The organism is Pseudomonas sp. EA_35y_Pfl2_R5 (genome assembly GCF_963970805.1).
Lineage (GTDB): Bacteria > Pseudomonadota > Gammaproteobacteria > Pseudomonadales > Pseudomonadaceae > Aquipseudomonas.
In genome coordinates, this window is the sequence record NZ_CAXAOW010000003.1 from 119,089 (window position 1) to 138,487 (window position 19,399).

At 58.5% G+C, this 19,399-nt stretch carries 19 protein-coding genes and 4 pseudogenes; 16 read left to right on the forward strand and 7 right to left on the reverse strand.

Going from position 1 to position 19,399, the window contains the following annotated elements:
• Nucleotides 1-321 precede the first annotated feature (321 nt).
• The 4 genes from AACX99_RS07795 (at nt 322) to AACX99_RS07810 (ending at nt 2,640) form a co-directional block, all read left to right on the forward strand.
• Complete coding sequence (locus AACX99_RS07795; RefSeq protein ID WP_339410779.1) at nt 322-795, forward strand: MFS transporter; 474 nt, start codon at nt 322-324, stop codon at nt 793-795.
• A 90-nt stretch (nt 796-885) separates the two neighbouring features.
• Nucleotides 886-1,329 (forward strand): HIT family protein, encoded by a 444-nt coding sequence (locus AACX99_RS07800; RefSeq protein ID WP_339410780.1) that lies wholly within the window; start codon nt 886-888, stop codon nt 1,327-1,329.
• Nucleotides 1,322-2,098 (forward strand): class II glutamine amidotransferase, encoded by a 777-nt coding sequence (locus AACX99_RS07805; protein ID WP_339410782.1) that lies wholly within the window; start codon nt 1,322-1,324, stop codon nt 2,096-2,098. The genes AACX99_RS07800 and AACX99_RS07805 overlap by 8 nt, the downstream gene beginning before the upstream one ends.
• 17 nt (nt 2,099-2,115) lie before the next feature.
• A complete protein-coding gene (locus AACX99_RS07810; protein WP_339410783.1) occupies nt 2,116-2,640 on the forward strand; it encodes a DUF2937 family protein in 525 nt (174 codons plus the stop codon).
• 55 nt (nt 2,641-2,695) lie between these two features.
• On the opposite strand, the gene AACX99_RS07815 is transcribed toward AACX99_RS07810, so the two are convergent.
• Nucleotides 2,696-3,658 (reverse strand): DMT family transporter, encoded by a 963-nt coding sequence (locus tag AACX99_RS07815; protein ID WP_339410785.1) that lies wholly within the window; start codon nt 3,656-3,658, stop codon nt 2,696-2,698.
• 105 nt (nt 3,659-3,763) lie between these two features.
• Here AACX99_RS07815 and AACX99_RS07820 point away from each other — a divergent pair, with 105 nt between their 5' ends.
• Nucleotides 3,764-4,654 (forward strand): LysR substrate-binding domain-containing protein, encoded by an 891-nt coding sequence (locus AACX99_RS07820; protein ID WP_339410787.1) that lies wholly within the window; start codon nt 3,764-3,766, stop codon nt 4,652-4,654.
• Here the strand turns inward: AACX99_RS07820 and AACX99_RS07825 are convergent.
• Nucleotides 4,651-4,752 (reverse strand): annotated as a pseudogene (locus AACX99_RS07825) (AAA family ATPase); the annotation flags it as partial. The gene AACX99_RS07820 and the pseudogene AACX99_RS07825 sit on opposite strands and share 4 nt — an antisense overlap.
• Here AACX99_RS07825 and AACX99_RS07830 point away from each other — a divergent pair.
• Both AACX99_RS07830 and AACX99_RS07835 read left to right on the forward strand, forming a co-directional pair.
• A pseudogene (locus AACX99_RS07830) lies at nt 4,735-4,866 on the forward strand (EamA family transporter); the annotation flags it as partial. The pseudogenes AACX99_RS07825 and AACX99_RS07830 sit on opposite strands and share 18 nt — an antisense overlap.
• 92 nt (nt 4,867-4,958) lie before the next feature.
• On the forward strand, nt 4,959-5,903 hold the full coding sequence (locus tag AACX99_RS07835) for a DUF2167 domain-containing protein (protein ID WP_339410789.1): 945 nt from the start codon (nt 4,959-4,961) through the stop codon (nt 5,901-5,903).
• A 39-nt stretch (nt 5,904-5,942) separates the two neighbouring features.
• On the opposite strand, the gene AACX99_RS07840 is transcribed toward AACX99_RS07835, so the two are convergent.
• From AACX99_RS07840 to AACX99_RS07850, 3 genes are read right to left on the reverse strand one after another with little or no spacing between them, the layout of a single operon-like run.
• Entirely contained in the window at nt 5,943-7,121 is a 1,179-nt protein-coding gene (locus AACX99_RS07840) for a vWA domain-containing protein (protein WP_339410791.1), read from the reverse strand.
• Between the two features lie 34 nt (nt 7,122-7,155).
• A complete protein-coding gene (locus tag AACX99_RS07845; protein WP_339410793.1) occupies nt 7,156-7,551 on the reverse strand; it encodes a GFA family protein in 396 nt (131 codons plus the stop codon).
• A 27-nt stretch (nt 7,552-7,578) separates the two neighbouring features.
• Nucleotides 7,579-8,424 carry an AAA family ATPase gene (locus tag AACX99_RS07850; RefSeq protein ID WP_339410795.1) on the reverse strand — a complete coding sequence of 282 codons (846 nt, stop codon included), beginning with the start codon at nt 8,422-8,424 and terminating at the stop codon, nt 7,579-7,581.
• A 138-nt stretch (nt 8,425-8,562) separates the two neighbouring features.
• On the opposite strand from AACX99_RS07850, the gene AACX99_RS07855 reads away from it, so the two are divergent.
• Both AACX99_RS07855 and AACX99_RS07860 read left to right on the forward strand, forming a co-directional pair.
• Nucleotides 8,563-8,754, forward strand: coding sequence for a helix-turn-helix transcriptional regulator (locus AACX99_RS07855; protein WP_339410797.1), 192 nt, complete (start codon nt 8,563-8,565; stop codon nt 8,752-8,754).
• A gap of 213 nt (nt 8,755-8,967) precedes the next feature.
• A complete protein-coding gene (locus AACX99_RS07860; RefSeq protein WP_339410799.1) occupies nt 8,968-9,429 on the forward strand; it encodes a hypothetical protein in 462 nt (153 codons plus the stop codon).
• Nucleotides 9,430-9,584: 155 nt separating this feature from the next.
• On the opposite strand, the gene AACX99_RS07865 is transcribed toward AACX99_RS07860, so the two are convergent.
• Nucleotides 9,585-10,658 (reverse strand): DUF748 domain-containing protein, encoded by a 1,074-nt coding sequence (locus AACX99_RS07865; protein ID WP_339410801.1) that lies wholly within the window; start codon nt 10,656-10,658, stop codon nt 9,585-9,587.
• Nucleotides 10,659-10,779: 121 nt separating this feature from the next.
• Here AACX99_RS07865 and cysK point away from each other — a divergent pair, with 121 nt between their 5' ends.
• Entirely contained in the window at nt 10,780-11,751 is a 972-nt protein-coding gene (gene cysK, locus AACX99_RS07870) for a cysteine synthase A (RefSeq protein WP_339410803.1), read from the forward strand.
• A gap of 66 nt (nt 11,752-11,817) precedes the next feature.
• Here the strand turns inward: cysK and AACX99_RS07875 are convergent, their stop codons facing one another.
• Nucleotides 11,818-12,717 carry a DMT family transporter gene (locus AACX99_RS07875; RefSeq protein WP_339410805.1) on the reverse strand — a complete coding sequence of 300 codons (900 nt, stop codon included), beginning with the start codon at nt 12,715-12,717 and terminating at the stop codon, nt 11,818-11,820.
• A gap of 202 nt (nt 12,718-12,919) precedes the next feature.
• Between AACX99_RS07875 and aceK the strand changes: the two genes are divergently transcribed.
• The 6 genes and pseudogenes from aceK to AACX99_RS07900 all read left to right on the forward strand — a co-directional run bounded on the left by aceK (nt 12,920) and on the right by AACX99_RS07900 (nt 19,374).
• On the forward strand, nt 12,920-14,650 hold the full coding sequence (gene aceK, locus AACX99_RS07880) for a bifunctional isocitrate dehydrogenase kinase/phosphatase (RefSeq protein ID WP_339410807.1): 1,731 nt from the start codon (nt 12,920-12,922) through the stop codon (nt 14,648-14,650).
• Between the two features lie 4 nt (nt 14,651-14,654).
• Nucleotides 14,655-16,694 carry a TonB-dependent receptor family protein gene (locus AACX99_RS07885; protein WP_339410809.1) on the forward strand — a complete coding sequence of 680 codons (2,040 nt, stop codon included), beginning with the start codon at nt 14,655-14,657 and terminating at the stop codon, nt 16,692-16,694.
• Between the two features lie 91 nt (nt 16,695-16,785).
• Nucleotides 16,786-16,917, forward strand: coding sequence for a PA1414 family protein (locus tag AACX99_RS07890; protein WP_339410811.1), 132 nt, complete (start codon nt 16,786-16,788; stop codon nt 16,915-16,917).
• Nucleotides 16,918-17,102: 185 nt separating this feature from the next.
• Nucleotides 17,103-17,381, forward strand: a pseudogene (locus AACX99_RS22175) (PAS domain-containing protein); the annotation flags it as partial.
• Nucleotides 17,382-17,693: 312 nt separating this feature from the next.
• A pseudogene (locus AACX99_RS22180) lies at nt 17,694-18,668 on the forward strand (methyl-accepting chemotaxis protein); the annotation flags it as partial.
• A 91-nt stretch (nt 18,669-18,759) separates the two neighbouring features.
• Complete coding sequence (locus AACX99_RS07900) at nt 18,760-19,374, forward strand: tRNA-uridine aminocarboxypropyltransferase (RefSeq protein ID WP_339410814.1); 615 nt, start codon at nt 18,760-18,762, stop codon at nt 19,372-19,374.
• The last annotated feature ends 25 nt before the right edge of the window (nt 19,375-19,399 follow it).

Consider the following 19,399-nt stretch of genomic DNA (forward strand, 5'->3'; position numbering starts at 1 on the left):
AACCTGCTGCGCGTCGGCCCTGCTGCGTTAAAAACAGGCTCGGCAAACTGCTTGTAGCTAACGCGCTTTAGCGCGGCCCGCAGGGCGAGCGAAGCGAGGACTGCTCATTTACAACTTGTAAACTCCGCGCCCTCGCCGTTTTGACCAGCCGGAGGCTGTTACTACATAGCGTCTTGCATGTTTATGGCTCGCGAGCTTTTGAACAGGTTCAAAGCAGGCAAAAGCCGTTATCATAAGCGCCACTTCGCCCGTCGGCTGCTGAAATCTGTGCACTTCTGCGCGTGCGCCGTCTGGTCTTCAATGCCAGAGAATTTGCGTTTTATGATTGAAAACGACTACCTGCTTGCCTGGAGCGCCTATCTGGTGGCTGCCCTTGGCTGCCTATTGGTGTGGTTTCGCCTGACCGGCTGGATGTGGCGCTATGTGCGCGAGCCGCTGCGTGTGCTGGTTGTGGTGCTGCTGTTCAGCCCAACCATCGTCGAGCCCGCTAAGGAGCAGTTCGCCCCTGCGGTAGCGATCACCGCCATGGATCTGCTACTGGGCGTGGGCAATAACGTCTGGCGCGCGGTGGCGGACCTGAGCATGTATGGCCTGATCATGTTCACCCTGTACCTGCTGTTTGTCGCCGTACGCTGGCCCGTGGAACGTTGGTGGCAGGCGCGCAAAGGGCCTGCCCCGATTGCTGCTGACGAGCCGACCCTGCGCGAGATGATGGCGCGCGACGAACAGCGTTTCGGCGACACCCGTTACGATGCCCGTGGCGACCGTCGCCTGCGCGTAGAGCCACGTTTGTAAGTCGCCTAGACGGCGTCGCTCGACGCCGCTGCCCTTGCGCCAAAGCACGCACCCGTTCAGCATGGCCTCTCATTGACTAGGGAGGGGTTTATGGCGTGTGTGTTCTGTGCAATTGCCGCCGAGCGATTGCCTGCTGAGCGTATATATGAGGACGAGCACTTTATCGTCCTGCTGGATATCTTTCCCCTGCGTCCGGCCCATGTGTTGATTGTCAGCCGCGAACACGCGCCCTTTCTCAAAGACCTCTCCGCAGCTGCTTGTGCGCAGCTGCTGCCGCTGGCGCAACGCATGGCTGCCGGCTTGCGCGCGGCTGGTTATGGCGAGCAGGGTATCAATTTTTTGATCAATGACGGGCCGACCTCCAACCAGCATGTGCCGCACCTGCATCTGCACCTGATTCCACGACGCCGCGGCGATGTCACGCAGTTGCTCTGGCGTGCCCTGACGCGGTTTCTGCCGTTGGCGCGTAAACGCATCGAGGCGCGTCTGGCAAATGAAGCGCAGCAGTTGCGCGAGGCGTTACGCAATGTGTGAACTGCTGGGCATGAGCGCCAATGTGCCGACCGATATCGTCTTCAGTTTTACTGGCCTGATGCAGCGCGGTGGACGTACCGGTCCGCACCGCGATGGCTGGGGCATTGGCTTTTATGAAGGGCGCGGTCTGCGCTTGTTTCAGGACCCGCGTGCCAGCAGCGAGTCGGAAGTGGCGCAGCTGGTGCAGCGCTACCCAATCAAGAGCGAAGTGGTAATCGGCCATATCCGCCAGGCCAATGTCGGCCGCGTCTGCCTGGCTAATACCCATCCGTTTGTGCGCGAGATGTGGGGGCGCAACTGGTGCTTTGCCCATAACGGCCAACTGTCCGATTTCGCCCCGCAATTGGATAACTACCGGCCGATTGGCGACACCGACAGCGAAGCGGCGTTCTGTGACCTGCTTAATCGCCTGCGCGATGCCTTTCCCGAGCCGGTAGCGGTAGAGCGGTTGCTGCCGACTCTGGTCAGCGCCTGCGCCGAGTATCGTCAGCACGGTGTATTTAACTGCCTGCTGAGCGATGGCGACTGGTTGTTCAGCTTCTGCAGCAGCAAGCTGGCGCATATCACCCGACGCGCGCCGTTTGGCCCGGCGCACTTGAAGGATGCCGATATGCAAGTAGATTTCCAGGCGGAAACCACGCCCAATGACGTTGTCAGCGTTTTGGCCACCGAGCCGCTGACCGATAACGAGAGCTGGACGCTGTATCAGCCGGGCGAGTGGCGGTTGTGGCGCGGTGGCGAATGTGTGGCGCAAGGCCTAACGGACTGAATTGGGGGGGAGGGGACATGTTAAGAAGCTATCTGCGGTTGGCCTTGTTTGCCTTGGGCTTGCTGGTTGGGGTGCAGGTGCCGGGTTTTATCGATGATTACAGCAAGCGCGTCGAAGCCCATCGCATCGAAGCGGAGCGGGGTCTCAAGGGCTTTCGGGAAACTGCAAAGCGCTTTTTCAAGGGGGATCTGGTGGCTTTGGTCGCCCATTACCAGGCCAGTGCAGACCCGGTGATGCGTAGCGACGCGCAGAGCCTTGGTACGCTGGTCGAACGCTCGGCATTCCTTGAGCGCGAATCCAGGGCCATGCAAGGGCCTTGGTACGGCCAGGTCTGGCATCTGGCGACAGCGGCAGATCATGAGCTGATGGAAGAAACCTTCGCCGCCTACCGCTACCAGGTGCTGCTGGCCCCTGAGGCCATAGCTTGGGGCATTGCCTGCGCCATGTTGCTGGCCTGGTTGCTGGAAAGCCTGGCACTGCTGATCGGCATGCTGTTTGGCGTGGGCCGCAGCCAGAAGGTGCAACAGCGACACTGGCGCTAAGTTGACTCACCCAAGGGCTCGCAACAGCCCTTGGGTGCTTTTGCTGATTCGCGTCTTAAGCCTGCTTGCTGCCTTGCACGCAGGCGGTCTCGCTAACAGTCGGCAGAATCGGCAATCTTTTACGTCTCGACACCAGCAGCACCCCCGCCAGAACCAGCCCGGCACCCGCTAGCTGGGCAAACGACACCGGCTCCGACAACAGCAGCCAGGCGAAGACAATCGTCAGAATTGGTCCCAGTGTGCCAATCAGCACCGTGCGTGCTGAGCCAATCAGGCGCAGTGCTGCGGATTGCCAGAATATCGGCAGCACAGTGGAAAAAATCGCCATCGCCGCGCTGTAGGCATACACCTCTATCGGCTGCTGCAATGCGACAAGCGGCTGAGCGGCGAGGAAGTGAATCTGTGTGGCGAAGGTGGACACGATAATCGCCAGGGCAGCAAAACGAATGGTGCCCAACCGGTGAATCGCCACTTCGGCCCCGGAGCTGTACAGCGCGTAGCACAGGGCAGAACCGAAGACGAAAGCAGCGCCGATCAGCACGGTATGCAGATCCTCCGCAACATGCAGGTCGTGGGCGAACGCCAGGCCGATACCGGCGTAGGTCAGCAGCAGCGCCGCAACCTGGCGTTTCTCCAGGCGCTTACCCATAAACAGCACGCCGATCAGCACGGTCATGGTCGGGTAGATAAACAGAATCAGCCGTTCCAGCGCCGCCGAGATGTACTGCAGGCCAATAAAATCGAGGATGCTGGCACCGTAGTAACCCAGCATGCCCAGGGCGATCAGCATGCCCCAGTCTCTACGCGTTAGCGGCGGCGCGGCGCGGCATAACCACAGGGTGACCCACAGTGCGATTGGCAGGGCAAAGCTCATGCGCAGTGCCAGCAATGTGATCGCGTCCACTGGCGCGGCGGCGTAGGCCAGCTTGACGAAAATCGCCTTGAACGAGAAACCGAATGCGGCGAGCACCGCGAGTGCGATGCCCAACCGTTCGGCTGACCAAGTTTTCCATGGCATGTTGAGTGAGTTTCCAAAGAGTTGTGCTGGGGCGAATGATGCTGGGTATAAAATCCCTATGGAATTGGCTATTTCAGAAGTGATCGTTCGGATCTGACTAATGCTATGCACTATGACCTGATTGATCTACGCCTGTTTGTCGCGATTGCCGAAGCGAAGAATTTAACCCGTGGCGCCGAGCGTGTGCATCTGGCGGCGTCTTCGGCCAGTCACCGCATGCGCCTGTTGGAAGAATCGATTGGCACGCCGCTATTGCTGCGTGAGCCGCGCGGCGTCAGTCTGACCCGCGCCGGCGAGGCGTTGCTGCGTCATGCGCGCCAGGTGTTTGCCCAGCTTGAGCAGATGCATGCAGACCTTACGCCCTACGCCAAAGGTGTGCGCGGCCATGTCAGCCTGTGGGCTAATACCCACGCCACCCATACTTTTCTGCCTGACAGCCTTTCGACCTTTTTGCAGCGTCACCCGCAAGTCAGCATTTCTCTGGAGGAGCACACCAGCCCGGATGTGCTGATGGCGGTAGCGCGAGGGGAAGTGGAGGTCGGCGTGGTGGCCGGGTCGATTGAAGGCGCTGAGGTCGAATTGATCCCGTATCGCGCAGACCGGCTAGTGCTGATTGCCCCGGTCGATCATCCCTTGGCAACGCAGCTCAGCAGTCTGTTTGCCCAGGTGCTGGATTACCCCTTTGTCATGCTGCATTCAGGCTCGGCCATTCACACCTTTACGATGAACGCCGCCGCAGCCCTGGGGAGGCACCTGGAAGTGCGGATTCAGGTGCGCAGTTTTGAGGCGGTGTGCCGCATGGTCAGTGCTGGCGTTGGTATCGGCCTGGTGCCGCGTAGTGCCGTCACCGCTGGCGCGCACCTGGCGGTGATCGAGCTGGAAGAGTCGTGGGCGCAGCGGGACTTGAAGGTCTGCGTGCGTAAGCGCGAGCTGTTGTCGGGGTTTGCCGCAGAGCTGGTCGACTGTCTGACTGGCAGCGATACCAATCCCAGTTAAAGCGCCTCTTGCTCGTTCTTCACCAAAGTGCCTGCCAGCGGCGGGATGCCCTTGGTCTGATCGCGCTCGCGCAGTACCGCTTCGTCATGGTGATCGGCGCCCGGTACGAGGGCTAGTCGCTGTCGTTTGATCTATTGGTGTATTCGGCGCTTCTGCTGGCAGGGTTTGCGATCACCAAGCTGCCAATCGAGAAGCGATCAGCAAGTTTGTGAAAATGTTTCAAAAAGCGTCAAGAAACAGCCAGCAGCTCTATCTCCGCGTGATAGCGTTGTGCCTTCAATTATCTCGTTGTAATGGAGTGTTTATGTCGATCAAGGATCTGATCCTTGCAGCCTTTTTGGCTGTTTCCCTGCCGTTTGCCCACGCCGAATCAACCGAGCCGCAAGCTGAATCTGCGGTTCCGGCCGAGTCGATGGCAGAGCAACAACAAGAAGAGCTGATAGAGGAGCAGGAAGAGCAGGGTATGAGCGAAGAAGAGTTTCTCGCCAGCCTGAACTTTCAAACCGGCAAGGTGGTACTGGGCGACAACCTGGCGAGCCTGAATCTGCCGGAAAACCTGGTGTTCCTCGATAGCAAGGATGCCAACCGGGTATTGGTCGACGCCTGGGGTAACCCACCGACTGATGAGCTGCCACTGGGGATGATTCTGCCGGCCGGCATTTCGCCACTGGCTGATGAATCCTGGGCGGTGACCGTCGAATTCGAAGAAAGCGGTTTCGTCTCCGACGAAGACGCAGCCGATATCGATTACGCCGAGATGCTCGAGCAACTGCAGCAAGAGACGGTCGAGAGCAACGTGTGGCGCGCCGAGAATGGCTACGAGTCGATTGAATTGTTGGGCTGGGCCGCACAGCCGCACTACGATGCCCAAGGGAAGAAGCTGCACTGGGCCAAGGAGCTGCGTTTCGGTGACAGCGACATCAATACCCTGAACTACAACATCCGCGTATTGGGCCGCAAAGGTGTGCTGGTATTGAACTTCATCGCCAATATGGACCAACTGCCGGAGATCCAAGAGAGCGTGCCGGCGGTGTTGGCGATGACCGAATTCAACGACGGCAGCCGCTACGCCGACTTCGATCCGGATATCGACCAAGTGGCTGCCTACGGCATCGGTGCGTTGATCGCCGGCAAACTGGCGGCTAAAGCCGGCCTGTTCGCCACCATCCTGCTGTTGCTGAAAAAGTTCTGGCTGGTACCGGTGCTGCTGTTCGGCTGGTTGGCCAAGCGCCTGACCGGCAAGAAATAAAGTTGTTGCATAAGCCCGCCCCGGTCTGGGGCGGGTTCACTATTTGGAGAGAAACTTCATCCCGTCTTCCAGACCCTGCAGGGTTAGTGGGTACATCTGGTCTTCCAATAGCTCGCGCATGATGTTGGTCGAGGCCGTGTAGTTCCAGGTGTCCTTGGGGTAGGGGTTGATCCAGATAAGCTTCTTGTACTTCTCCATAAAACGCTTGATCCAGACGTAACCCGGCTCCTCGTTCCAGTGCTCGACACTGCCGCCAGCCTGGGTGATCTCGTAAGGCGCCATGGCCGCGTCGCCGACGAACACCACTTTGTAGTCCGCGCCGTACTTGTGCAGCAAGTCCTGGGTGGAGAAACGCTCGCTGGTGCGGCGCAGGTTGTTCTTCCACACCGACTCATACACGCAGTTATGGAAGTAGAAGTACTCCATATGCTTGAACTCGGTTTTGCAGGCGCTGAACAGCTCTTCGCAGACCTTGACGTGGGCGTCCATCGAGCCGCCGATATCGAAGAGGATCAGCAGCTTGACTGCGTTACGCCGCTCGGGGCGCATCTGGATATTCAGCAGGCCGCCGTCTTTGGCGGTGTGGTCGATGGTGCCGCCGAGATCAAGCTCGTCCTCGGCACCTTGGCGGGCGAACTTGCGCAGACGGCGCAAGGCCACCTTGATATTGCGCGTGCCCAGTTCGACCTGGTCATCGAGGTTCTTGTACTCGCGCTGGTCCCAGACCTTGACCGCCTTGCCCTGACGCTTGCCCGCATCACCGACGCGGATGCCTTCCGGGTTAAAACCGCCGGAGCCGAACGGGCTGGTGCCACCAGTGCCGATCCATTTGTTACCGCCTTCGTGGCGTTCTTTCTGTTCTTCCAGGCGCTTCTTGAATTCCTCGATCAGCTTGTCCAGGCCGCCTAGGGATTCGATCTTGGCGCGTTCTTCATCGGTCAGCGAGCGTTCGAACTCCTTGCGCAGCCATTCATCGGGGATCAATGCCTCGATGTGCTGATTAAGGTTTTCCAGCCCCTTGAAGTAGGCACCGAACGCGCGGTCGAATTTGTCGAAATGCCGCTCGTCCTTGACCAGAATGGTGCGCGAGAGGAAGTAGAACTCGTCCATATCGGCGAACACCACGTTGTGTTTCAACGCGTTGATCAGGTCGAGCAGCTCACGTACCGACACCGGCACCTTGGCGGCGCGCATTTCGTTAAACAGGTTGAGCAGCATGGCTGCGCCCTCGTGAATTCATCTGACTATGGCGCTAGGAGCGCCGCTCCAATGGCAGGCCATCATTGATGGCATACCAGTCGGCCTTCGATTCCGGAAAAATATGCTTCTGCGCAATCTCATCCACTGGCGTATCCAGCGTGCCCAGCGCGACTGAAAGCCAGTTCGGGTGGGGCTGTTCGCTGTACCACTGCAGGGTCGAGCCACAATGCTTGCAGAAGGTTCGCGTCACGCCCTGCGAGGACTGGTAGAGGCCCAGTGATTCCTCGCCTTGGGTGAAGTGGAAATCTTTACGCCGCACATTGCCGTAAGTGGCGAATGCTGCGCCGTGGGCTTTGCGGCACATCGAGCAATGGCAGTGGGTTGCCGACTCGATAGGCGCATCGATGCGGTATTTCACTGCTGCGCACAGGCAGCTGCCGCTGTGCATGATTCGCCTCCGGATCGGCCAGTGGGGTTAGCGCGAGGCGCGGCGGCTCATAAAGGCCAGGCGCTCTAGCAGTTGTACATCCTGCTCGTTCTTCACGAGGGCACCGGCCAGTGGCGGGATGGCTTTGGTTGGGTCGCGTTCGCGCAGCACCGCTTCGCCAATATTGTCGGCCATCAGTAGCTTGAGCCAGTCAACCAGTTCGCTGGTGGACGGCTTCTTCTTCAAGCCCGGTACCTTGCGTACGTCGAAGAACACGTCCAGCGCTTCAGCGACCAGATCTTTCTTGATGTTGGGGTAGTGCACATCGACGATCTTCTGCAGAGTCGCGCGATCCGGGAAGGCGATGTAGTGGAAGAAGCAGCGGCGCAGGAAGGCGTCCGGCAGCTCTTTTTCATTGTTCGAGGTGATGATGATGATCGGGCGCTTTTTCGCCTTGATCGTCTCGTCGGTCTCGTAAACGTAGAACTCCATCTTGTCGAGCTCTTGCAGCAGGTCGTTGGGGAACTCGATGTCGGCTTTGTCGATCTCGTCGATCAGCAGGATGACACGCTCTTCGGCCTCGAAGGCCTCCCACAGCTTGCCTTTCTTGATGTAGTTGCGCACGTCGTGGACTTTGTCCGAATCCAGCTGCGAGTCGCGCAGGCGGCTGACCGCGTCATACTCGTACAGACCCTGGTGGGCCTTGGTGGTGGATTTGATGTGCCAGGTGATCAGGCGTGCACCGAAGGATTCGGCCAGCTGTTCGGCCAGCATGGTCTTGCCAGTGCCCGGTTCGCCCTTGACCAGCAACGGACGCTCCAGGGTGATGGCGGCATTGACCGCGAGCTTGAGGTCGTCGGTGGCGACGTACGACTGGGTGCCTTCGAACTTCATCGGTAAATCCTCGAACGGTAACGCGCAGGGCCATACCCGCGGGTTCAGTATTTAAAAACAGACTATAACGCGCAGCCCCGGTGACTGTGAACGTAGACGGGCCATTCAGTCACTGAATGGCGGGTCACACGCTATCGGATGAATAATCGACTGCGTGCCGAGCTTGGCTGGAATCAGGCTGACCTGGCGCAGCATCTGGATGTATCGCGGCTGAGCGTGAATGCCATAGAAACCGGAAAATTTGACCCCAGCCTGCCGCTGGCCTTTCGTATTGCCCGATTATTTGGCCTGCCCATCGAATCAATCTTCAGCGACGAACTGCACAGTTGATCGTCGTGACTTACTGAGGGGCGCGCAGCAATGCAAGGCCTGTAGACATTTCGAGCGGAGACGGCAGTCAGGTAATATCTGTTCCTGCCTTGTAGACTGTGCCCCGGTCTGCGGCAGAAGTACGTCGTATTTTTACCTAACGATCTGATAACGGTTGCCAATGGACTGCAACGTCCACCTAGCTGCGCGTCTCTACCTCTTGGATAGTAGAAAATGAAAAAAATCATTCTGATTGCCGTCAGCGGCATCGTACTCAGCGGTTGCGTTACACCAGGTGTGAAAAATGAGCAGGCCAAGGCAGCTCTGCCGGCGGACACTCGTGAGTGCGCGCAAAATTTCACCTTTGATGGCAGCTTCTGGGCGGGCCGTACATTCAAGAGCCATGCAACGGCGCAGGGCGTATCGCAGGCTACGGGTATGCAGCGTGCTGCTCGCTATCTGACCACCAGCGGCTGGACCATCACCAGCACGGATAAAGATCTTGGCATCATTAGTGCTTCGCAAACTGTCAGCTACGGCCAGGGCAAGACTGTGCCGTTCAACGTGACGATGGAACAGCAGGGCAAAGCCTTGCGAGTAACCACTACCTACGTGCTATCCGGCGGGGTCACGTCCCCCGCAGAGGCCGTTCGTGACGAGTTTTGCAACGTCGTCGGAGCTGTAGCGGGTCAGTAAGATCAAGCCGCTCAATAGCCCTGGGTCGTGATCCAAGGCTATTGAGCGAGCCCGGGCTGATACTCTTTTCCGCTTCTCCCGAACACGAGGGCATTCAGGGGTGATCGGTCTCCCACGTAATGACCCTACCGGTTTTGCCACCGAATGACGGGGCATCAATTCTCCGGTGGGACGTTTTCATAGCGTGCGTTGAACGCCTGGATGAAGCCGTTGCGCAGGATGGCAATAAAGGCCTGTAAGGGGCTGACACTCTGGTCCCCGACGTTGCCGGATAGCTCGACGCGTGTGGCGAACTGGTCCCTGCTCTGGTTTTTCAGCACCGTTTCGCTGCCGCCCACCAGCGCCTCCCAGATGGAGCGGAAGAAGCCCTTGTCGTCGTCCTGCACGTCTTGTTGCCAATTGAATACGTCAACATCGCGCAGCAACGGTTTTATATAGCCACTGAGTTGGCCGTTATCGGCGTTGGCCTCAATTACCAAGTCGCCGGTGCCGGCGTTAAAGTCGAACTTGCCGTAGGCGGCGGAAAAATCATTGAGTTGGCGCAGCTCAATGTCGGTGGCACGCAAGCGCAGCTCAAAATCCTCGAAGTTCTTGAACGGGTCAAACGTCACCGTAGTCTCCAATGGTGCGTGCCTGAGCAACAGCGCTTTGCCTTCAAAGTTCGCCACCCGTTCACCGCTGACATCGGCCACATTGGTCAGGTTGTAGAGGCTGGCATTCACCTGCGTGGCCGCTACGTTCACCGGCGGCTCGGACGTGTAGTTGTGGAATGCTACTTTGCCGTCGACCACGCGAATTTCGTTGAGCGTAATCGGTAACAGCTTGTTCAACTGTTCGCGCCAGTCCACGCCGGTACCACTTTGCGTGTTCTCCTCATCAGCGCCGCCATCAACAAAGTTAACTTCAGGGCCCTCGAAAATAACGCGGGCGACAATCGCCCGGGAGTGCCACAGCGCGTACCAACTCACCGACAAGTCGATGCCGGGCGCCCGCAGCAGAGGGTCGGGTATCTCGCTGTCGGTTTTGACGATCTCCAGGCCGTTAATCCGGTAGGCGCCGCGCCACCACGCCAGGTCCACGTCGACAATGTGGCCGTGGTAGTCGCCCATGTCGGCAAGCTTCTCATTCAGGTAGTCACGCACCAGAATAGGCAAAGCGAAATGCAGAACCAGCAAGGCGCCGATCAGGCCGGCGAGTACCCAAAGGGGAGTGCTATAGCGTCTTTTCATACATAGACTGACTCGTCAGCTGCGGCGGGGTTCCAGCTAATGCATCGCCGTACTGGACTGCCACGTTCTGGGAGCTTAGGCTCGATAGCCCATTCGGCAACGTACGCATAAGGACCTCGCCATGAGCCGCATCTACGCAGACAACGCGCAATCCATCGGCAATACGCCGTTGGTGATGATCAACCGCCTGGGCCCGAAAGGCGTCACCATTCTGGCCAAAATCGAAGGGCGTAACCCTGCCTACTCGGTAAAGTGCCGCATTGGTGTCAGCATGGTTCGCGATGCTGAAGAGCGTGGTGTGCTCAAGCCGGGTATGACGATAGTCGAGCCGACCTCGGGCAATACCGGCATTGGCCTGGCCTTCGTTGCGGCCGCGCGTGGTTACAAGCTACTGCTGACCATGCCGGCCTCCATGAGCCTGGAGCGGCGCAAGGTGCTCAAAGCCTTGGGCGCTGAGTTGGTGCTGACTGAGCCCGCCAAGGGCATGAAGGGGGCCATCGAAAAGGCTGCAGAAATTGCCTCCGATAGCGCGACCTACTTTATGCCGCAGCAATTCACCAATCCGGCCAACCCGGCGATCCACGAACAGACTACTGGCCCGGAGATTTGGCAGGATACCGAGGGTTCTATCGACGTGCTGGTCGCAGGCGTCGGCACTGGCGGCACCATCACCGGTGTCTCGCGCTACATCAAACAGACTCAGGGCAAGCCGATTCTCTCGGTGGCGGTCGAGCCGATCAGCTCTCCGGTGATTACCCAGACCATCGCCGGTGATGAAGTCAAACCCAGCCCACACAAGATTCAGGGTATCGGTGCTGGCTTTGTTCCAAGCAACCTGGACTTGGCTATGGTTGACCGGGTTGAACTGGTGACTGACGACGATGCCAAGGCCGTTGCCCTGCGCTTGATGCGCGAAGAGGGCATCCTTTGCGGCATCTCCTGTGGCGCGGCCATGGCTGCTGCTCTGCGTATCGCTGCCGAACCTGGCATGCAGGGCAAAACCATCGTGGTAATCCTGCCGGACTCCGGTGAGCGCTATCTGTCGAGCATGCTGTTTAGCGATATGTTTACCGAGCAGGAACTGCAGCAATAAGCTTCGTTCGCCATAAAAAGCCGCCTAATAGGGCGGCTTTTTTATGGGCATAGATTTTTGGTCTGCTCAGGCCGGTACTTTGGCGGGGCTAGTTGGGCGTACCACCAGCCAGAGTGCGATGGCGATCAGCACGCCGCCGTACAGGTAGGCCCAGGAAAGTGGCTCATCCAGCAGCAGTGCACCCCACAGCACGCCGAACGGGGGGATGAGGAAGGTCGTGGTGCTGGCCTTGATTGGGCCGATATCGCTGAGCAGGCGGAAATACAGCACGTAGGCGAATGCGGTGCAGATAAAGCCCAACCCGGCCAGTGACAGCCACACGTCGAGCCCGCCCCAGCTAGCGGGCGGCTGGATCAGCAAGGACCCACCGAAGAATGGCAAAAGGAACAGGCTGGCGCCGCACAGGCTGGCAAACGCTGTTAAGCGATTATCCAGGCCGCCGTGTTGGCCGATCCAGTGCCGTGTGAGGAAACCGGCAAAACCGTAACAGGCGGTTGCCACCAGGCAGGCGGCCGCGCCCCAAAGCAGCGGTATATCAAACTCCACCGGGCCGGTGCGGGTCAGTACGGCCACGCCAAACAGGCCAATGGCCACACCCGCGGCCTTGCTTAAGGTCATGGCTTCGGCAAAGAACAGCATGCCGATCAGCACGCCCATCATCGGTGTAGTGGCATTCAGAATTGCTGAGTAGCCCGCCGGCAGTACCAGTGCTGCCAGGCAATACATAGCCGAGGGCAGGCCGGCATTGATCACCCCGAGCATCAGGCAGTGTTTGAGCTTGCCGTTGAAGTCCCAGCGCACGCGCATTAACAGCAGAATCACCAGTAAGCCGAGCATGCCCAGGCTGGCGCGGAAAAACGCCGTCGGCATGCTGCCCAGTACTGGCGCGACGATGCGCATAAACAGAAAACTTGCGCCCCAGATGGCAGCAAGCAACAGCAGACGGATCAGGTCGGCAGGGCGCACAACGGACTCCACGGCGGTAAGAAAGGCCAAGCAGTGTTGCTGGGCTGTCGCGTCAAGGCAATTCGAAATGCACTTTCAAAGCCTTTGCTTGGCAATATTTGGTGGCAGATAAGCGCGTATCCAGGCATTGCCGGCTTTTACTTGGCGCGGTCACTGGATAAGCTCGGCGGATTGTCCGCATTTCATCTGCAGGGGTTTGTTTATGCCACAGCAATGGCCGGCCAGCGCGATTGCCGCGCTGATTCTTGAAGGTTTCGACGATTACCGTGAGCAGTTCCGGCAGATTACCAACGGCGCGCGGGTACGTTTTGAGCAGGCGCAGTGGCAGGAAATCCAGCAAGCTTCAGCGGCACGTATTGCCCTGTATGAAGAGTGTGTTACGGCAGTCGGTGAGCGCCTGCGCAAAGCCTACGAGGCCGAGGTGCTGCTGGACGTGGCGCAGTGGCCGCTGGTCAAGTCGGCTTATATTGCCCTGATCGACCTGCGTTACGACGATGAGCTGGCGGAAACCTGGTTTAACTCGATTTTCTGCGGCTTGTTCAGCCATGACCAGATCAACGATGGCTGCATGTTTATCCACACCACGCGTCCGGCCCTGCGAGTCAATGCACGGACACCGCAAACCCGCCTCTACGAGCCCAAGGGCAATGTTGAGCAGGCACTGCGGCAGATATTCGAGGATTTCAGCTTTGAAGTCGGCTATGAAAACCTCGAACGTGATCTGGCGCGCCTGCTCAAGCAGCTGAACGCCAACCTGCCTGATTGGGTGTGCAAGGACCCTGACCTGCGCATCGAACTGTTCGCCTCGCGCCTGTACCGCAACAAGGGTGCCTACCTGGTGGGGCGTATCTACACTCATGACGAGCAATGGCCACTGGTTATTCCGCTGCTGCACCGCGAAGGTCAAGGCATCCAGATCGATGCCCTGATCACCGACGAGGCCGAGGTATCAATCATCTTTTCTTTCACGCGCTCCTATTTCATGGTGCGCGTTGGCTATCCGGCAGAGTTCGTCGGCTTCCTTAAACGCATCCTGCCGGGCAAGCATGTAGCCGAGCTATACACCTCGATCGGCTTCTACAAACATGGCAAGTCGGAGTTCTACCGCTCGCTGATCAACCACCTGGCCACCACCGATGACAAATTCGTCATGGCCCCCGGTGTGCGCGGCATGGTCATGAGTGTGTTTACCCTGCCGGGCTTCAATACCGTATTCAAAATCATCAAGGACCGCTTCTCGCCGTCGAAGAACGTCGACCGCAACACGGTGATCGAGAAGTACCGCCTGGTTAAAACTGTCGACCGGGTAGGGCGCATGGCCGATACCCAGGAGTTCGCCGATTTCCGCTTCCCATTGAGCAAGTTTGATCCAGAGTGCCTGGCCGAGCTGCTGGAGGTTGCGCCGTCCACCGTGGAGGTCAATGGTGATACGGTGCTGGTGCGCCACTGCTGGACCGAGCGGCGCATGACCCCGCTTAACCTGTATGTGGAAAGCGCCAGCGCAGCCCAGGTGCGTGAAGCGCTGGATGATTACGGCCTGGCCATCAAGCAACTGGCGGCGGCGAATATCTTCCCTGGCGACATGCTGCTGAAGAACTTTGGCGTGACCCGTCACGGCCGCGTGGTGTTCTACGACTACGATGAGATCTGCTTTCTGACCGAGGCGAATTTCCGCCGTATTCCCCAAGCACGCTACCCGGAAGATGAAATGGCCTCCGAGCCCTGGTATTCGGTGGCGCCTCTGGATGTATTTCCCGAGGAGTTTCCGCCGTTTCTGTTTGCTGATATGCAGCAGCGCAAACTGTTCAGCGAGCTGCATGGCGACCTCTATGACTCCGAATACTGGAAAAGCCTGCAGGAGGCGATTCGTGCCGGCAAAGTTATTGACGTGTTCCCCTATCGGCGCAAGGACCAGGCCGACAAGGAGTATTAAAAGCGTGCGCTTGGCTTTTGGGGCGATTGCCGCAGGTCTTTGGCTGTTGGCGGATAGCCGCGCTTTACTGGCGGCCGAGGCTAAAAATACCGCTGTCGAGCTGGCGCCATTGCTGATTACCTCGCCCCGCAGCACCACACGCTGGTTAAGTACCCCGGCCGCCGTGACGGTGGTTGAGACCGGCGCAGCGCCCGGTGAGCAAAAACTTGCGCTGGACACTTTGCTGGCCCGCGTGCCGGGTGTGTTCAGCCTCAACCGTTACAACCTGGCTCAGGGGCTGCGCCCGTCTATTCGTGGCTTTGGCGCGCGCGGCAATTTTGGTGTGCGCGGTATTCGCGTACTGGTCGATGGTGTGCCGTTGACCATGCCAGATGGTCAGACCGAACTCGACGGCCTCGACCTGGGCCTGGTCGAGCGTATGGAAGTATTGCGCGGGCCGGCTTCGGTGCTGTACGGCAATGCGGCTGGCGGCGTACTGGCCATCGAAACCCGTGAGCCGCCGGCCATCCCCTCGATGCAACTGGACCTAAGCGCGGCCGGCCTGGGTTATCAACGTATGCGCGGCGAAATCGGCGGCAGCGACGGTAACCTGGGCGGTTTGCTGGCATTTAACAGCACCGTGCTAGAGGGCTACCGCGAACACAGTCAGGCGCACACCAACAGTCTCACTGGAAAGCTGCAGTGGTATGCGCCCACTGGACGCTTGCGCCTGAACTTCAATGCCATCGACAACCGCGCCGAAGACCCAGGCGGCCTCACGGCTGCGCAAGTGAAGGCGGATCGCCGCCAGGCTGCGCCGAACAACCTGCTTTTTGATGCCGATGAATATATCCGTCAGCAGCGTCTGGGTTTGGTCTGGGATGGTTACGCGGCGGGTGCTGACGAGTATCAGCTGCGCAGTTACCTGGGGCACCGCGAGTTCGGTAATCGACTGGGTTTTACCACAAGTGGGCAGACGACCTTCGAGCGTTATTTCAGCGGTATTGGCGGGCAGTACAGCCATCACCGTGAGCTAATCGGCCTGGCGCATAAGGTCACCACTGGCTTTGACCTTGAGGCGCAACGTGATGATCGTCGGCGCTATGACAATCTGCTTGGCGAGCGCGGGCAGTCACGCCAACAGCAGGATGAATCGGCGCTGAGTCAGGGACTGTTTATCGAGGACCAGCTCGATCTGAGCGAGCAATGGCAAGCCACACTCGGGCTGCGTTATGACCAGGTACGGCTGGCGGTGGATGACTACTATCTGGCCGATAACCGCGACGATTCAGGCTCACGCAGCCTGGAAGACTGGAACTACAGCGCTGGCCTGAGTTATCGCTTTACCGCGCAGCAATCCGTTTATGCGCGGCTGGCCAGCTCTTTTGAAACCCCGACCATCAGCGAGCTGGGTAACCCGCAAGGCGGCGGTTTCAATAGCACGTTGCAGCCCGCGCAGGCGGTCAGTCGCGAGCTGGGCATCAAAGGCGAATGGCCCTCGCTGCGCTATGCCCTGTCGTTTTATCGGATTGAGCTGGAGGATGAGTTGGTGGGGTTTAGCTTGCCAACCCAGCCAGGGCGTAACTTCTACCGTAATGCTGGGCAGTCGCAACGTGATGGCTTGGAACTGAGTCTGGACTGGCAATTTACCGATGCCTGGCGCTGGTCGTTGGCCTATGCCTACAACCGCTACCGTTTCGAGGATTATCAAACGGCAGCGGGCAACTTTTCCGGCAAACGCATCCCCGGTATTCCCCGGCAAACCCTGTTCAGCGAACTGGCTTATGAGCATCAAAACGGCTATGTGCGCCTCGGTTTGACGGCTCAGGCGCAGGTGTATGCCAATGATGCCAATACGCAGTCTGCACCCGGTTATACCTTGTTTAATCTGCGCATCGGCAAGCGCTTTCAGGTCGGTGAGCAGAGCTTGGAGCCTTATCTGGGCATCGATAACCTGCTGGACCGTGACTATTTCGATAACCTACGGATCAACGATGGCAACGCTCGTTATTTTGAGCCGGGGCCAGGACGTACTCTGTATGCGGGTTTACGTGTGCTGTTTTAGTCTGTGGCGGACGGCAATTTTAAGCAGGCTGAACTAGGCTGTTTAAAGGTGTCCAAGCACCTATTCGATGTCCTTGGTTGGAGGCTATTTTATGAGCGCCAAGTTGCAGAGTGCCTTGCTTGATCTGTTGGTTGCCCTAGGCCTGTGTGAGCGGCCAAAACTGCAGCCTATTCCCGTGCGCAGCAATGCGTCTGATGCCAAAGCGCTTCCCCCGCGACGCTAGGCTTTTTCCACTTGCCTGCATTCGCTCGGCTGCGGTCAGGCAGTGTCTGACTGTGGCTGCTGCCCCTTGTTAATTGTCCTGAATCTTTATTGCGCGTTTAAAACCAGCAATAGCTAGCGTGTTGGTACTGCTGTGCTAGACCTATACCTGCGGTTATGCATATAGCTCAGACAGGGATAGCTCCAATGCGCCAGAACCTCCCAGTAACTCAGCGGGAAAGAACGTTCCCCGAGCACGAAAGACTGATCTCCACCACCGATCTGAATAGCAATATCACTTATTGCAACGACGCCTTTGTCGAGATCAGCGGTTTCACCCGTGAAGAATTGATCGGTCAACCCCACAATCTGGTGCGCCATCCTGATATGCCCCCAGGCGTATTCGGTCATATGTGGGAGACCATCAAACAGGGCAAACCCTGGATGGGAATCGTCAAGAATCGCTCGAAAAACGGTGATTATTACTGGGTTAGCGCCTATGTCACGCCGATCTATGAAGGTGGCCGGGTGGCTGGCTATGAGTCGGTGCGCTCTTTGCCCAGTGAGGCGCAGAAGCGTCGTGCCGAAACGCTCTATGCACGCTTGCGTGAGGGCAAACCACCGGTGCCTAAGCTGGAGCTGTGGACGCTGGATATCATCCAGTCATGGCCGCTTATTCTCGCCGCTCTGCTGATTCTCGGGGCGCACGTTGTATTGAGCGGCCCTTGGCTATGGGGGTTTATTGTCGTGACCCTGTTTGGCCTTGGCTCTTATCAGTTGTATGCCAAGAGAAACTTGATTCGACGCACGCTTGCCGAGCACCCCAAGGCGTTTACCAGTGCGCTGGTCGCTCTAACCTATACCGACAGTCGTGGTGCGCAGGCCTTGCTGGATATGGCGATGATCAGTGAGGACGCGCGTCTGCAGACAGCCCTGACGCGCATTGAAGATGCGGGTGCGAGCGTCAAGAACCACGCCAGTCGCTCTGCCGATCTCTCCCGCTCGGGCGCGAAAATGCTTGATCAGCAACGCAGTGAGACCGATCAGTCGGCCACGGCGATTAATCAGATGGCGGCAACCATTCAGGAGGTAACGCACAACGTGCAAAGCACCTCGCACGCCGCCGAGGAGGCGGATCGTTTAGCCAAACAGGGTTTGCAGCTGGCCGGCGGTAGCCTCGATTCCATGCACCATATGGCCAAGGCCGTGGTGGACATCGGCCAGGCGGTCAATGACCTGGCCAACTCCACTCAGTCCATCGGCAGTGTGGCGGATGTGATTACTTCGATTGCTGAGCAGACCAATCTCTTGGCACTCAACGCTGCCATTGAAGCGGCGCGTGCCGGCGAGCAGGGGCGCGGTTTTGCGGTGGTGGCAGATGAGGTGCGTTCGCTGGCTTCACGTACGCGCGAGTCGACCGAGCAGATTCACCAGATCATTTCTTCACTGCGTGCTGGTGCCGAACGGGCGGTGGTAACGGCAGGCAAGGGCGAAGCGATTTCCAAGCAGAGTGTTGAGAGTGTTGAGTCTGTACGCAGCGCGCTGGATGGCATCAGCGAAGCCGTCAGCCGTATCACTGGCATGAGCCAGCAAATGGCCTCGGCTTCCGAAGAGCAAAGCCATGTGGCAGAAGATATCAGTCGGCAGATTACCCAGATTGCCCAGCTCTCTGATCGCAGTGCTGAGCAGGCGCATCAGGGCGCGGCTATTGGTCAGGAGCTGGAAGATATGGCGGACTATCTGCACAGCCTGGCAGAGCGCTTCAACCGCTAAGGAACGGTTCGTTTATATGCGTATCGGGCCCATCGCTGAGGTGGGCCGTTTTTTATCGGCTATGGCAAACTGCGCGGCTGAGGAGACACCGATGCCACGCGCGCAATGCCCACGCTGTACCCGCCCAACCGAGCGCTGTCTATGTGCGCTTATTCCCTGTTTAGCCAGCCGTACTCGGGTGTTGATTCTGCAGCATCCGAGCGAGGTCAAGCATGCGCTAAATACCGCACGCTTGGCGGCACTTGGCTTGAGCAATGTTGAATTGCTGGTGGGCGAAGTATTCGAGTCGCTGCCAGCCTTGTTGCAGCAGCCTGGCTATCGCGCGTGTTTGCTGTTTCCTGGTGAGGAAGCGCAAGCGCTGCTGGAGTTTGCTGAGCAGCACAGCAAGTTGCCGCTGCTATTGGTAGTGCCCGACGGCACCTGGCGCAAGGCGCGTAAGCTGCTGTACCTGAACCCCTTGTTGGCGGCTTTGCCCAGGGTGGTACTGCCAGAAGGTTTGCAATCGCGTTATAGGGTGCGCAGAGCTCCGGTGCCCGGTGCGTTATCAACTATTGAAGCGATTGTTACTGCACTGAATACAGTCGAGGCACCAGCCTGTTTCGATGCCTTGCTCAAACCCTTTGAGGTGCTGATTGAGGGGCAGATCGAGGCGATGGGCGCGCAGACTTTTCAGCGCAATCACGGCACGCCAGATGGATGCTCGTGATCGTGTCAGGTGGCTGGACTGAGCA